This window comes from Sulfurospirillum sp. E15m (assembly GCF_059415145.1).
Window position 1 is genome coordinate 107,210 of the sequence record NZ_JCAHZS010000005.1, and the last position, 14,789, is coordinate 121,998.

Consider the following 14,789-nt stretch of genomic DNA (forward strand, 5'->3'; position numbering starts at 1 on the left):
TCACAAAACTCAACTCTTTTATAGGTATGTTAAATTACACAACGAAAGTCAAATAATGGTTAAAAAATATGTTCACTTTATTACCCAACATTTCAAAGCAGTTTTATTCGCTGTTGCCGTTGTAACAGCCTTTTTTGGTTATTACGCGCAATATCTTAGTATTGATGCATCAGCAGAAACACTTCTACTTGAAAATGACCATGACTTAAAACTGACACGCGAAGTTCATGGACGTTATGTGAGTCCGGATTATTTAGTGATTGCATATAGTCCTAAAGCCTATATGCTCTCCGATGAAACACTCTCCACCATCAAACAGCTCAAAAAAGACCTGCTAAAAGTGCAGGGTGTGGAGCGTGTTACAACCTTACTGGATGTTCCACTTTTAGAAAGCCCTCCTAAACCCATTCAAGAAGTTATTGGGAATGTTCGTACTTTAGAGTCGCCAGATATTAATAAAACGATGGTACAAAATGAGCTGACGACAAGCCCTTTGTATGCGAGTAATCTTGTCAGTCGTGACTTTAAAACAACAGCAATTCTTGTTATTTTAAAAGATGATGTTAAATATACGGAATTTTTAACGAAGCGCAACGCCTTTTTAGAGCTTTCAAAAGAACGAAAACTCACGCCTCAAGAAGAAGAGCAATATGAGACGATTAAAAAAGAATTTAAAGAGTATCGCAATAGTTCGCGTGCAGAGATTCACCAATTAATTGATAATGTCAGAGCCGTCATCAAAACATACCATAGCGAAGGAACCCTCTTTTTAGGGGGCGTTATGATGATTGCAGATGATATGATCAGCTTTGTGAAAAGCGATATCGCAACGTACGGTATAGCAATTCTCGTGATTATGATTCTTGTCCTATGGGTCATTTTTAGGCAAGTTCGTTTTGTGGTATTGCCTATCATCGTTGCATTCGTCGCAGTGATTATTACCACGGGTATTAATGCGCTTGTGGGACTTGAAGTAACGGTTATTTCTTCAAATTATGTTGCCATGCAACTTATCAGTACGCTTTCTCTTATTATTCATCTTATCGTTAGTTATCGCGAAGAGTATGCGCTGATGCCTGAAGCATCACAACAAGAGTTAATTGAGGTCACGCTTCAACGCATGAGTATACCTTCCGTCTTTGTCATTTTAACGTCAGTTGCAGGGTTTAGCTCTTTGATTATGTGCAATATCTTGCCGATTATCGACCTTGGAAGTATGATGAACATTGGTATCACTGTTTCGTTAATTACCGCGTATGTTCTTTTCCCTGCGTTAATGATGCTTCTTAAAAAAACACCTCCAGTATTAGCGTTTGATAATATCTTTACGCTGACACGAACTTTTGCGCGCATTGTCGAGCATCGTGGAAAGGTGATTATCGCTGTAACCGTTGCTATGTGTTTGTTTAGTGCTTATGGTGTGACCCAGTTAATGGTTGAAAACAGTTTTATCAACTATTTTAAATCCAGTACCGAAATATACAAAGGTATGCAAGCCATTGATAATAACTTGGGTGGTACAACACCCCTTGAAATTGTTGTCACGTTTCCTAAAACAAATACCAAAACCACTTCTAAAAGTGCGGATTCTTCAGGACTTGACAGTTTTGAAGATGAGTTTGATAAGATGAACAACGATGCGCAGTATTGGTTTACGGCTCAGAAAATGGAGACGATTTTAAAAGTGCATGATTACTTGTTGTCATTGCCTGAAGTCGGGCATGTCTCTTCTTTGGGAACATTGAGTAAAGTAGGGCGAATTTTAAAAAATGGACAAGATTTTGACGGTGTTGAATTGGCACTGTTGTACAATGAATTGCCTAAAGAGTATAAACGAATTCTTATTTCGCCGTATGTCAATATCGAACACAATGAAGCACGCTTTGTGATTCGCGTGGTCGATTCCAATAAAAATCTAAGACGCAATGAATTATTGCAAAAAATTCAAACCGAGCTGCACACCAAAGTAGGGTTAGATACAAAAGATTATGAACTCGTAGGCATGATGGTCTTGTACAATAATATGCTCCAATCACTCTTTAGTTCTCAAATCTCAACGTTGGGTCTAGCCGCTTTAGCACTGGGTGGTATGTTCTTGTTCTTGTTCCGCTCCATCAAAGTAGCCGCTGTTGCGATGGTTGTTAATATTATTCCAGTTAGTATTATTTTTGGCATTATGGGCATGGCGAAAATTCCACTTGACATGATGAGCATTACGATTGCATCTATTTCATTGGGTATCGCTGTCGATAATACTATCCACTATTACTACCGATTTAAAGAAGAACTGGCTCTTAGTGGAGATTATCTTGTGGCGATGCACAAAGCGCATAGTACCATAGGGTTTGGTATGTTTTATTATGCGCTAGCGACGATTATCGGCTTCTTGGTTTTGGTGACATCCAATTTTATCCCGACCATGATTTTTGGTCTTTTAATTGTTCTTGTGCTAGTCGTTGCTTTATTGTCTGACCTGTTGCTTTCACCTTTTTTAGTCGTAACACTCAAACCTTTTGGAAAACAAAAGCCTAAAAAGTAAACAGTCACCTCTCACTTCTTGGAACGTAAACGCGTTATACTCTGTTTCAAGGAGTGATGCATGCTGTCTTTAAATTGTCCCTTGCTAGATGGTTACCATGAACAAAGCGAAGCGATTCTCTCTTCCTTTGACTTTGCCCATTTTGAAGCCTCTTTTTTACATCTGATTGATTACACAAAAGAGCATTTTGCGCATGAAGAAAGCTTGATGCAGGCGTACAATTTTTATGGTTATCGCGAGCATTGTGACGAGCATCACACAATCTTAGCAGAGATGCAACGCTTTTATGAGATGGCACTTCTTGGCAACACACTCTTTGCAAAAAACTACATCAAAAATGGTATTGCAGAGCGGTTTGACTTGCACATACGCACGATTGATTCACAACTGGCGATGTTTTTAAAGCGCCAAGAACTTTGAAAGTGCTACTCCTGAAAAACCTATCAGTCCTAGTCCAATAATTTTTTGCAATGGATAGAGCCAATGAAGATACGAAAGAGCGTTTGGGTTGCCAAATAAAAAAGCGATGAACATATCCCATCCAAGTAACATCGTAACCATCCACAGGGCATAAAAAATTTTTACATGTAAAAGCGTTTGTGGCTCAATAATTGTAAAGAGCAGTGAAAAATAAAATAGAATATTCTTAGGGTTAAGTAATGCCGATAAAAGCCCTTGACTAAAGAGTTTAAACGCTATTTTGCTTTTTACATGTAATGTCTTTTCCAACGCTGGTTTGGGCGCAAAAAGCAGTAAAAAACCAAGGTAGGCTAAGAAGAGTGCACCGCCTAATTCGATGCTCGAAACAATAAGCGGATAACGCGCTAAAAGCGCATGTCCCATGTATGCCAAAGCGATGTAAAGTGCATTGCCACTGGCGATACCGAAAACGCTCCACCATGCTTTACGGTATCCATGATACAACGCATGTTTGATAATAAGAAAAAAATCTTGTCCTGGGCTAAGAAGCGCCAAAAAATAGATGGAACTGAGTGTTAAGAGTTGTGAACTTGGCATGCTATTCCTTTTTGGATGGAAGCATAAAGAATTTTGCATTTTTTTTCTTGTATAAAATTGACAATGTAAATGACGTGTTAATACTCTGGATGTATAATGTCGTAAATTTTCAATGTGGACACATCAATGCGCATCACTTTAATCGGATGTCTCATCGCAACGTCTCTTATCAGCGGTATCGCAGGGGAAAACGACCCTTTTGATACACAAGCATTAGTCACAACTCCCTCTTTATTGGCATGTCATAAAATTGACATGACGCGTCCTTTGAGTCTTGAAGACGTTGTCAATCAATCGTTATGCAATAATCCTCAAACCAAGATAGCGTGGCAAGCTGCGCTGTATCAAGCCGCCTTGGTAGGCGCCAATCAATCTTCTTTTCTTCCAACCCTGAGTGCGACGGGTTCTATCGCTCAGGTGGAAAGCAGTGAAACGAAAACGGGAAATCAAGACAATGCTTCTTTAACACTCTCTTATTTACTGTATGATTTTGGAAAACGCGATGCAACCCTAGAAAATGCAAAGCAGTTATTAAACGCCGCATTGGCATCGCAAGACAGTACCATTCAGAGTGTTTTTTTACAAGCCGTTCAATCGTACTACGCTCTTTTTGGCGCGCAAGCATCATTGGAAGCATTTCAAGAAGCGGAACAGTATGCCAAAGAGAGTTTAAGTGCTGCCAACACAAGGCTGCGTGTTGGTACAACCACCAAAGCGGACATGTTACAAGCGCAAACGGCGTATTCACAAGCGATGCTCAATCGTATTAAAGCGCAAGGCAGTGTCAAAAGTGCCCAAGGTGCATTGGCAAGTGCTATGAACCTAGCACCCGATGATGCATTAGCGTTACAGCAACCCTCCCTGAAGCCTCCTACGGAGGAGTTTACCAAGAACATCCATACCCTCATGCAAGAGGCGCAAGGCAAGCATCCTGACCTGTTGGCGGCGCAAGCAAAAATCAAGGCGTATGAAGCCAGCGTGAAAGCCGCTAAAGCAGACAACATGCCAACCTTTTCGCTCTCATCTTCCGTAGGAAATACCGATACAACAGTCTTGTCGCACTCTTCACGAACATCTAGCATTGGGTTGTATGTTTCTATTCCAATTTTTACAGGCTATAACACTAAGTATAAAATACAAGCAGCTCAAGAACAACTCCGCCAAAGTGAAGTCGAATATGAAAAACTGAGTCATGATGTTGCTTTAGATGTCTATCAGACGTATCAAACGCTCATGAGTGAAACGCAAGCCATTGATGCAAGCCGTGACTTGGTCATGAGTGCAGAAGCATCGCACGATATGGCAATGGGACGTTATAAAGCAGGAGTTGGCTCCATCTTAGACCTGCTTAATGCGCAAAGTGCGCTCGCAAGTGCGCGACAAGAATATGTACAATCACTCTATAATTGGTATATTACTAAAGCGGCTCTGGCAAAAGCAATGGGCGGGCTTGATTTCTCACAACTCAAAGGACACTAAGAATGCAAAAGTATCTATGGAATAAATGGAGTTTTCTCATCTTGCTTTGTGGTATTGGTATTGTGGCGGTCTGGATGTGGGAAAAGTGGAATACCGTGCCACCCGAAGCCAAGTATAAATTGCAAAGCATCGAACAAGGTGATTTGACACAAATGGTTTCAGCCAATGGTACGCTTAATCCACTGGTTCTTGTAAGCGTTGGTTCGCAAGTTTCTGGAAAGATTATTCGATTGCATGCAGATTTTAACGACAGAGTGATCGAAGGTCAAGTCTTAGCGGAACTGGACCCTGCTTTATTTGAAGCACAATTGGCACAAAGTGAAGCCAATGTCAAAAGTGCAGAAGCAACGTATGAGTTAGCCTTCGCCAATGCTAAACGTTCGCGTGAGCTTTATGTGCAACAATACATCTCTAAACAAGATTTAGATACATCCATACAATCACTCAAAGCAGCGCAAGCGGCAGTAGAACTTGCCAAAGCGCAACGCCAAAAAGATGCTACTAATTTGGCCTATACGGTGATAAAATCACCCGTTTCAGGCGTTGTCATCGACAGACAAATCGATGTGGGACAAACCGTTGCTGCAAGCTTACAAGCGCCAGTCCTTTTTAAAATTGCTCAAGATTTACGTAAAATGCAAATTGACTCGAGCTTTGCCGAAGCCGATATTGGACGCATCAAAGAGGGACAAGTGGTGAGTTTTGCTGTCGATGCATTTCCTAACCGTACTTTTAATGGTATCGTCAAACAAGTTCGCCTTAATGCGACAACCGTTTCCAATGTTGTCACATATGACGTGGTGGTTCAAGTCGAAAATCCAGATGAAATTTTAGCACCAGGAATGACCGCGTATGTCAATGTCATTATCGCTGAGAAGAAAAATGTTTTACTCGTACCCAATGCGGCACTTCGTTACAAACCAAGCGCTGTTAAAGAGAGTGTGGGAGTGGAAGGTAAAGCATCTCAACGTAAACGAGAAAAACCGTCCACGAAAATGGGAACAGTGTATGTCTTGGAAAATGGCGTGCCTAAAGCATTACCTGTCACGCTTGGCATTACCGATAACCGTTTAACGGAAGTTATTTCAGATACCTTAAAAGCAGGTGATTCTATCATTGTAGAGGAGATAAAAGCCTCCAATGCTCAAAATAAAAAACCAGCGACACTTGGAAGACCGTTTTAATGGAAGAGATTATTCGCATTGAGCATTTAACCAAAAACTACCATACCGATGCGGGGGAAGTCGTTGTTCTTAAAGGGGTTGATATTGCGATTAACAGCGGCGAGTTTGTTGCGATTATGGGACCTTCTGGTTCAGGAAAATCGACGTTTATGAATATTTTAGGCTGTCTGGATAAAGCCACTTCGGGGGAGTATTTTCTCAATCAGACCAGTACCACAATTTTAAGCAAAAATGCCCTGGCAACCCTGCGCAATCATGTGATAGGCTTTGTGTTTCAAGGGTTTAATCTTTTACCGCGTAAAAATTTGATTGATAATGTCGCTTTGCCGCTTGTCTATGCAGGCATTGGGATGAGTGAGCGTAAGAAAAGAGCCAAAGAGGTACTAAAAAGTGTTGGATTAGAAGCGTTTGGGACGTACTTGCCGACACAAATCTCAGGAGGCCAACAACAGCGCGTTGCAATTGCGAGGGCGTTAGTCAATCGTCCCAAATTGATTTTAGCGGATGAACCAACGGGCAATCTCGACACCAAAACCAGCCAAGAAATTATGCAACTTTTTACGGAACTGAATGAAAAAGAGAACATTACCATTGTTTTAGTCACGCATGAGCCTGATATTGCCGAGTATGCTAAAAGACTCATCAATTTTGTGGATGGGCGTATCCAACACGACGGACCAACCAAGCGCATGATGGAGAAGAACTTATGAGTTGGATAATGCTTCTTGAAGCGTGGAGCGCTATGGGCGCAAACCGCTTGCGTACTTTTTTAACGATGTTAGGTATGGTCATCGGCGTGGGCGCTGTTATTTTAATGTCCTCCATTGGCGCAGGAACCCAAGCTGCCGTGAAGCAATCTATCGCTTCGATGGGAAGCAATCTTTTTATCGTGCTTGCAGGTTCCATGACTTCAGGAGGTGTTCGCATCGGAAGTGGAGGTGTTCAAACGCTGACGTTTAATGATGCCAATGCCATTAGCGACCTCTCTTCTATTGCCGCAACCGCTCCAGTGGTACCGGGTTCGGCTCAAATGGTCTATCAATCTTCCAACTGGTACACGCAAATACTAGGCACGACACCTTCTTTTTTTGAAGTGCGCGATTGGAATATTGATCAAGGCTATCCTTTTACCGACTCGGATGTCAGGGGTGCGACGCGTGTGGTTGTGCTTGGTAAAACCGTTGCCCAAAATCTTTTTGGAGATGAAGACCCTGTGGGTAAAACCATACGTATTAAAAATAGCCCCTATATCGTCCTAGGCGTGTTGGCTTCAAAAGGGCAGAGTTTAGACGGAAGAGATCAAGACGATACGGCGATGGTACCTCTGACGACGGCACAAACCAAACTATTTGGTAGCCAATTTAAAGGCGTTGTGCGTTTTATTATGGTTGAAGCCATGTCTGAAAATGTTATGGACCAAGCAGAGAAACAGATGCAGCAGCTCTTAAGAGAGCGCCATAAATTACGAGCCAACGTGGATGATGACTTTACGATTCGGAACTTAACCGCTCTGGCTAATACCGCAGAAGAGACCACCAAAGCGATGTCCTTAATGTTAGCGGCCATTGCTTCTATATCGCTTTTAGTAGGCGGCATTGGTATTATGAATATCATGCTTGTTTCCGTGACTGAGCGCACAAGGGAGATTGGTATTCGCGTTGCTATTGGCGCAAAACAAAATCATATTTTGATGCAGTTTTTACTTGAAGCATTGATGATTTCGATTATTGGCTGTTTTATTGGGGTCTGTGTTGGTGTGGGAGGCGCTTATGTGGTAGCGCATTTTTTTCCTATCACAATTGTGATTACGCAAAGCTCCATCGTAATTTCTTTCTTGGTGGCAACAGGAGTGGGTGTCTTTTTTGGCTTTTATCCTGCACGTAAAGCGGCTAATCTAGAGCCGATTGAAGCCCTTCGTTACCAATAAGAATTTTACGTTTTTGCTTCTTATGAAAGTGGGTTATTAAAGCTTTGCTGGTACTCTTTAGGCGTTAGTGCTGTTTTACGTTTGAAAAAGCGGTGAAAATGGCTTTGATCGACAAACCCGCAATACAAAGCACACAACGAGAGGGAAACACCCTCATGCAGTAATGTTTTGGCATGGTGAATGCGCGCATCGAGCCAATAGTGTTTGGGTGTACATCCATACGCTTTTTTAAACTGACGTATCAAAGAGAACGTATTAAAACCAAAGCGCTTTGCTAAATCACTCAAACGAATAGGCTCATCCAGCCTATTTTCTAAAAAGTAGGCAACTTTTTGTAACGAGATTGGCATTTTTGGTACGGGAGCATCGAATGAGTAAAGCTCCAAAAATGCTTCCAACCATGCTAGGAAATTTTTTACATGTAAAGGTGTATAAGTTTCTAAAAGTGAGAGGATAATGCGTGTAAATGTCTCGTACAACTCTTTATGAAACACAAGTGGGGCACGAAGTGGTAGCAGTGTTTTGTTGTTAAAATGCTTAGCTTGTAACGTGGTGCAAAGAGCCGCATCAATATAAACCATCACATAACTTCGACTCTGTTTGGGCAAAGGATTGCAGGTGTGTTGAAGATGCGGTTCGATAATGGCAAGGGAGCCATGCGCAAGCCTAAATTCACCTTCGGGGGTGTGAAAAAGTGTTTCACCCTCAAGCATAAAACCAATCGAGAGTGTCGGATGCGCATGGGCTTCGTACGGACGGTCACTGTTTTGGGTAAGACGGATTGTGAGAAAAGGCGCTTCAGGGTAAGAAATCATGCGTGATGAGGTCGGTAACGTTGGTGTGCGTTGGTTTTTTGTATTGCGTTGCATCATCGATATTCCTCATCTGTTTCTTTAGGAGAAGATTTTAACATGTTTCATCTGTTTTATAAAAAATAATTTTAGTGTTTTTAATGAGTATTTGGGCTATCATAATTAAAACAAAGGCAAGGAGAAGTGTATGCGAAAACTATGGTTACTCAGCACACTACTGGCTTTTACGATGAGTGTGTATGCGTTTGACTTTGCGCGCGAAAGCAGTTTTCAAAATGCGTGTGACAAAGGTGATGCGCAGGCGTGTTTGGACCTTGGCATCATGTACCATTTAGGAGATGGCGTGTCTCAAAACTTTAAACATGCGCGCAGTTTATATGAACAGGCTTGCAAAATGGGTTTAGGTGAAGGCTGTGAAACGCTAGGGTATATGTATGAAAATGGACATGCAGGAACCAATTATGCGAAGGCTTCTGAACTCTACCTCAAAGGGTGCGAGTTAGGACGCGCGAGTGCGTGTGCAAGTTTAGCCAAGCTGTACGAAAATGGTACAGGTGTGGAAGAAGATATGCAACAAGCCGTCGATTTTTACGATAAAGCGTGCGATGGTGGAGATGGACGAAGTTGCGCTCATTTAGGATTATTGTATGACCAAGATGATAACGACACGTATGCTGCGATGTATTACCAAAAAGCATGTGACGCAAAAGATGCGGATGCATGTTCAACCCTTGGCATCATGTATATGAATGGAAAAGGTGTCAATACCAATGCACAAAAAGCGTATGAGCTTTTTCAACAAGCCTGCAAATTAGGCAATGAAATCGGTTGCAAAAATTATGAATCCATGAAAAATAGCTCGTGGTATTAGAGGCATATCTCAAACAACATTTTACATGTAAAATGTTGTTTAGTCTTTAAAGGACGTAGTGTAGAGAAATTGAGCAATCTCATAAAGGGTCTCTTCATCATAACCAAGCGTAGGCATCAGACCAAATTTATTGACTGCTTCTTGCATGATGGCACTTTTCGCATCAGGCTTTTGTAGCCATGCTACCATGAAGGCTGTAAATTTTTTCTTGGTATCGAAGCGTTGTTTGTAGCGTGTTTGAACGTCTTGTATCGCAGGTGCGGAATTTGCTTTTGAGACATCGTGGCATGTCACACAGTTGCCATGAAAGAGCGTCTCGCCCAGTGTGGCGGCATGAAGTGAAAGAACTATTAAAAGTAGAAAACAAAGATGACGCATTGAAAAAATCCCCATATTTTTAAATAATTGTAGAAAAGGAAATTCTAAATATATTTTTATATCTCAATAGTTATTTTTTTATATTGAAATCAAAACTATTGTTATTAACAACCAATTTCAGGCATAACCACCATACATATGCAGTTGGGTATGAGTTTAGTTCTCCTACTTCAGATAATCCATGTGCTAGATTGTTTCTAAAATTGTAACCGAGTGGTTTTGTTAATAAAACGTGCAACTCAAACAGTAAACTATCATCTAAAAAAAGTTGTACATCTTCCTTATCTAATAATGTAGATAATCCTTGTTCTGTTTCAATCCCTTCTTTATCAATTATTGTTGTTTTAGCCCCTCTAACCTTTAATTGTGATCGAACAAAATGCTCGATTTGTGGAATTAGAAGATGAATAGCAACTAAAAAGTTAAGTTCAAAACCTTGCCATAAGCCTTCAACCCATATATCGATCCTTTCTTTAGGAATCAGTGTTGAGTTATCACAAATGTGATATAAATCTTCCTTGGTAATGCGATGTTCAAGCAATAGCTGAAAAAGGGCAGGTGCAATATATGCTTTAGCGGTAAGTTCAATATAATTTTTATAGTTCTGTACCATTGTAGGAAATAGTGCATCAAAATTATCTGTCAGGCTCTCCGCTAAATCTATTGAAGGTGTCTTGGCTATGATTCTTCCGTCATGATTTATATGCACGCCACTGAATAAATGTTGCATGGGAAATTGTTGGATATGCTCTTGCGCTTGCTTTTTAAAATATTCTTTGGTTGGTATATGAATTAAGTTAGCAAAAATATGTAGCGTTTTAAATTTTGGCTGATTGGATACGGCTTTTTCACTGTATTCAACCATCTCTTTAGTGTCTATTTTAGTTTCCATTCTTTGCATATATTCTAATGCGATTTGATTTGATTCAGGGATTTTTCTTTCAATCACAGCTATAAGAGTATTGATGTCATCTGTATCACGATATTTTTTTGGAATTTGTCTAAAGGTTTGAAGTGCATTTTCATAATCTGATGTACTTTGAAACTCATAGGGTTGGGCAAGGGCATTTTGATAAAAAGAAAAACCTATTTCATAGAGCATCTTATAGCATAGTTCTTTATTTTGTAGTTTTCTAGCCCATTTTAAAGCACATTGGTAATAACGTGTACTTTGATTGTATAGTTTTTGCGCTTGAAATTGTTGTGCGACTGTTTCAAGTTGAGCCACAACAATTTCTATATCTTCTCTTCGCAATTTAGCAACATCTAAGATTTCTACGAGATGCATTAAATAAAAATTGTCTTGACTCGAAGCGTTTTTAATGTGTTCCAAAATAGGATTAGTGAGGTTTTCAGTAGGTTGATTAATAGTTAAGGCTAGTAATAATGCGCGTTGCCATGCTTTCCCAGCATGATGGATTGTGTCGTGGGAAAGTAAATATTTTTGATAATTTTCAATAGCAATTTTTGCAAAATCGATAGCTTTGCCTCGTTTTAATGTCCATAAGACATCGGCAATACGAGCTTTGATTTGGTATGCTTTACATTCAGGGAGTACGAGTTCAAAAAAATCTAATTCCTCTGTAATGAAATCATCAAGTATTGCTGAACGATGTCCATCATGCCATTTTACCATTGCGCCAAAAGGTTCACTTTGACTCTGCGGTACTAACATCATTGAACATAGATCACCCATTAAAAAACAAATTCTTGCGATAGTTGGATCATCGCTATCTTGCACTAATCGATGAAAGATCGATGAAAAATCATAACAATCTTCTTGATATTCAATTTGGTTTTGAATAGTTATAAAACTTTGGAGTATTAAGGGCGCATTTTTACATTCTTCTCTGGTCATCGTAATATCTCCAAAGTATTTCCCTTATTCTACGTCAATTATTTTTATAAGTAAAGATTTCCACTATCCTTGACAACATTTTACATGTAAAGTAAAATAGGCCTCGAACTCCCATAAAAAGGTTGATTATGCAAAAAGTACTTTGGTGTTTTTTCTTCATCGTTTCGTGCAGTTTTGCCGCAGGCGATGTGCAGTCCATCACACTTGCCAAAACAGATAAAAGTTGGGATGGTGCCACATTGCCGGCGTATCCTAAAGAGATGCCCGAGATTTCTGTTTTGAAAATCACCATTCCCGCACATGCGACATTACCGCTTCATAAGCACCCTATCATTAATGCGGGATATTTGCTTAAAGGCACGCTGAAAGTTGTTACAGATGAGAATAAAACCTTAGAACTCAAAGCCGGAGAAGCGATTGTCGAAGTGGTCAATACGTGGCATTATGGTGTGAATGAAGGCGATGAACCTGCTGAAATCGTTGTGTTTTATGCCGGTACCAAAGAGAGTGCATTGGCGATCAAACGCTAAAAATTGACAGCGCGTTGGTGGTCAAGTTTTTTGTCTTCGTACATACGCTCATCCGCAACATTGATGAGTGTTTCGATGTCATTGGCATCTTCAGGGAAAATGGCCCAACCCACACTGGCACTACTATCGACAGTAATATCGTTGATGGTATAAGTTTGGTAAAGCGCTTTTTTTAACGCAATCCCATACGTTTCTAACTCTTGGTATGAAGTAATTTTTTCAAAGATGATGATAAACTCGTCGCCACCAAAGCGTCCAAGTAGCGCATTGTATAGTAACTGCTTTTGAAGATGGTGCGCGAAACATGTCAGCAGTTCATCCCCAAAATTATGCCCGTAGGTGTCATTAATAGGTTTAAAGTAGTTAATATCAATCAGCATAATGCCAAAATGTTTTTGGTGTAAGTTCGTGTTATACGCCAATTCATTTAAAAATGACTCGATATAACGGCGATTCCATACGCCTGTGAGGTGGTCGTGGTAGGCTAAAAACTCAATATGCGATTGCGCTTCTGTATGTTTGGATATTTCGTCTTTTAATTTCTCGTTGAGAATGAGCGCTTGAATCGCTGTTTTAGAATTAATGAGCGCTTTTCGTAAGAGGACAATTTCACAAATAAAAAAAACGGTAGCCAATACAAGATAAAACGAGTCATGCGACGCTAGAAAATTGATGCAAAGTTTCACTTCCAAAGGAATCAGCGCGCCTATAAAGTAGACCAAATACTGCAAAGGCAAGATGCTGTAACTGAGCATACCAACGTTAATAAACGTAGACATTGCGATGTAAGAAAGCGTATAGCCTAGCATCGATTCCTTGGGCATTAGTTGTGCAAAAAATCCCCAAACCAATGCGATACAAAAACCTATCAAGAGACGTATTAAGACTTGATAAGCTAATTTCTCTTGGTAAAATCCTGCTCTGATAATCGCGGTTTCATAGAAATAAACAACAAAACCCAAACTCGAAAGTGCGATAGCCCACACAACGATGTAAGGTGTAGGGACGTTAAAAAATGAGAGCAGCACAATAGCCAGAAATAATCCTAAAAAAAGTGCATTCAAGCTTCCTTTGGTGTTACTAAAGTATATTTTTGAGCGTTCGAGATTGACACGGGCTCTTAACTCTTTGGAGTGAATTGTATCGTGTGGAATACCGAAAAATAGTAACTTTTGCAGTGAATTCATCTCTTTTTTGCAACTTCTTAAAATATGTGGATTATTAGAAATCAAAATAATACTACTTTAATACTTTATTAAATATTTATCTTTACATGTAAACATCTTGGAAATTCTTGGCACAAAGAGAAGGTCTCAACCATGCTTTTTGTTATAATTATGCAATCAACGGACAAGGAGACTGCAATGGAACAAGAATTTCAAAGCCTTCAAAAGTTTTATACCATCATTATTGAGTTTTTAACAACGTATAGTTTTCAGCTTATTGGTGCGCTGATTATTATTTTGATGGGTTGGTTTGCGGCGAAATATACCTACAACCTTTTGATGCGTGTTTTTGAAAGACACCATTTTGACATGACCTTAGGAAAGTTTCTAGCCAGTGTTGCTAAAGTGCTTGTTTTTGCCGCGATGAGCGTGATAGCCCTTGGCAAAATTGGCATTTCCATCGCTCCGTTCGTCGCAGCTATCGGTGCAGCATCACTCACGGCAGGATTAGCGCTTCAAGGCAGTGTTTCCAATTATGCCGCGGGAATTTTACTGATTATCAGTCGTCCATTTAAAGTAGGCGATACCCTCTCTGTTGCAGGGGTTTATGGCGTGGTGGAAGAGATAAAGCTTGCATATACCATGCTTCGTAATGAAGATGAAGAGTTGATTACTGTTCCAAATAAAAAGATGATAGGCGATGTTTTAGTCAATTCGTTTGAATACAGAGTCGTTGAATCGGGGATTGGTATCGCTTATGAGAGTGCACCCCAAAAAGCAATTGATGTGATTCATACCGTTTTAGCAAGCTTTTCTGAGGTTTCTAAAGAGCAAAAGCCTATTGTGGGAATTGCTAATTTTGGGGAGAGTTCCATTGACCTTGGGCTTCGTTATTGGGTTCCGACAAAGCGTTATTTTAAACTTCAGTATGAGGTAAACTTGGCTATTTTTAACGCATTGCTTGCCCATGAGATTCACATTCCTTATCCTCAACGTGAAGTGCGTATGCTCACCGAGAAACGCTAGCG

Annotated in this window: 14 protein-coding genes; 9 read left to right on the forward strand and 5 right to left on the reverse strand. The window is 40.2% G+C overall.

Annotated features, from left to right (window positions below):
* Positions 1–55: 55 nt before the first annotated feature.
* Positions 56–2,539, forward strand: a complete 2,484-nt coding sequence (locus AC5SLP_RS08370; protein ID WP_495254707.1) for an efflux RND transporter permease subunit — start codon at positions 56–58, stop codon at positions 2,537–2,539.
* 60 nt (positions 2,540–2,599) lie between these two features.
* Positions 2,600–2,959, forward strand: coding sequence for a bacteriohemerythrin (locus tag AC5SLP_RS08375; protein WP_495254708.1), 360 nt, complete (start codon positions 2,600–2,602; stop codon positions 2,957–2,959).
* Here the strand turns inward: AC5SLP_RS08375 and AC5SLP_RS08380 are convergent.
* Positions 2,939–3,556: a LysE family translocator gene (locus tag AC5SLP_RS08380; RefSeq protein WP_495254709.1), complete on the reverse strand. Its 618-nt coding sequence runs from the start codon at positions 3,554–3,556 to the stop codon at positions 2,939–2,941. The two genes, AC5SLP_RS08375 and AC5SLP_RS08380, sit on opposite strands and share 21 nt — an antisense overlap.
* Before the next feature lie 126 nt (positions 3,557–3,682).
* Here AC5SLP_RS08380 and AC5SLP_RS08385 point away from each other — a divergent pair, with 126 nt between their 5' ends.
* The 4 genes from AC5SLP_RS08385 to AC5SLP_RS08400 are packed head-to-tail and all read left to right on the forward strand — an operon-like array spanning position 3,683 to position 8,146.
* The gene (locus AC5SLP_RS08385) at positions 3,683–5,035 is read left to right on the forward strand and encodes a TolC family protein (protein ID WP_495254710.1); all 1,353 of its coding nucleotides are present in this window, start codon (positions 3,683–3,685) and stop codon (positions 5,033–5,035) included.
* A gap of 2 nt (positions 5,036–5,037) precedes the next feature.
* Complete coding sequence (locus AC5SLP_RS08390; RefSeq protein ID WP_495254711.1) at positions 5,038–6,219, forward strand: efflux RND transporter periplasmic adaptor subunit; 1,182 nt, start codon at positions 5,038–5,040, stop codon at positions 6,217–6,219.
* Positions 6,219–6,929 (forward strand): ABC transporter ATP-binding protein, encoded by a 711-nt coding sequence (locus AC5SLP_RS08395; protein ID WP_495254712.1) that lies wholly within the window; start codon positions 6,219–6,221, stop codon positions 6,927–6,929. The genes AC5SLP_RS08390 and AC5SLP_RS08395 overlap by 1 nt, the downstream gene beginning before the upstream one ends.
* Positions 6,926–8,146: an ABC transporter permease gene (locus tag AC5SLP_RS08400; RefSeq protein ID WP_495254713.1), complete on the forward strand. Its 1,221-nt coding sequence runs from the start codon at positions 6,926–6,928 to the stop codon at positions 8,144–8,146. The genes AC5SLP_RS08395 and AC5SLP_RS08400 overlap by 4 nt, the downstream gene beginning before the upstream one ends.
* Positions 8,147–8,166: 20 nt before the next feature.
* Here the strand turns inward: AC5SLP_RS08400 and AC5SLP_RS08405 are convergent, their stop codons facing one another.
* On the reverse strand, positions 8,167–9,018 hold the full coding sequence (locus AC5SLP_RS08405; protein ID WP_495254714.1) for a helix-turn-helix domain-containing protein: 852 nt from the start codon (positions 9,016–9,018) through the stop codon (positions 8,167–8,169).
* Between the two features lie 127 nt (positions 9,019–9,145).
* Here AC5SLP_RS08405 and AC5SLP_RS08410 point away from each other — a divergent pair, with 127 nt between their 5' ends.
* Positions 9,146–9,829 carry a tetratricopeptide repeat protein gene (locus tag AC5SLP_RS08410; protein WP_495254715.1) on the forward strand — a complete coding sequence of 228 codons (684 nt, stop codon included), beginning with the start codon at positions 9,146–9,148 and terminating at the stop codon, positions 9,827–9,829.
* Between the two features lie 39 nt (positions 9,830–9,868).
* Here the strand turns inward: AC5SLP_RS08410 and AC5SLP_RS08415 are convergent, their stop codons facing one another.
* Together AC5SLP_RS08415 and AC5SLP_RS08420 are read right to left on the reverse strand one after the other, a co-directional pair.
* Positions 9,869–10,207 (reverse strand): c-type cytochrome, encoded by a 339-nt coding sequence (locus AC5SLP_RS08415; protein ID WP_495254716.1) that lies wholly within the window; start codon positions 10,205–10,207, stop codon positions 9,869–9,871.
* Between the two features lie 70 nt (positions 10,208–10,277).
* The gene (locus AC5SLP_RS08420) at positions 10,278–12,065 is read right to left on the reverse strand and encodes a DUF7380 domain-containing protein (protein WP_495254717.1); all 1,788 of its coding nucleotides are present in this window, start codon (positions 12,063–12,065) and stop codon (positions 10,278–10,280) included.
* A 128-nt stretch (positions 12,066–12,193) separates the two neighbouring features.
* Here AC5SLP_RS08420 and AC5SLP_RS08425 point away from each other — a divergent pair, with 128 nt between their 5' ends.
* Entirely contained in the window at positions 12,194–12,595 is a 402-nt protein-coding gene (locus AC5SLP_RS08425) for a cupin domain-containing protein (RefSeq protein ID WP_495254718.1), read from the forward strand.
* Here AC5SLP_RS08425 and AC5SLP_RS08430 read toward each other — a convergent pair.
* The gene (locus AC5SLP_RS08430) at positions 12,592–13,782 is read right to left on the reverse strand and encodes a GGDEF domain-containing protein (protein WP_495254719.1); all 1,191 of its coding nucleotides are present in this window, start codon (positions 13,780–13,782) and stop codon (positions 12,592–12,594) included. The genes AC5SLP_RS08425 and AC5SLP_RS08430 overlap by 4 nt on opposite strands.
* 177 nt (positions 13,783–13,959) lie before the next feature.
* Here AC5SLP_RS08430 and AC5SLP_RS08435 point away from each other — a divergent pair, with 177 nt between their 5' ends.
* On the forward strand, positions 13,960–14,787 hold the full coding sequence (locus AC5SLP_RS08435; RefSeq protein ID WP_495254720.1) for a mechanosensitive ion channel family protein: 828 nt from the start codon (positions 13,960–13,962) through the stop codon (positions 14,785–14,787).
* Positions 14,788–14,789 lie beyond the last annotated feature (2 nt).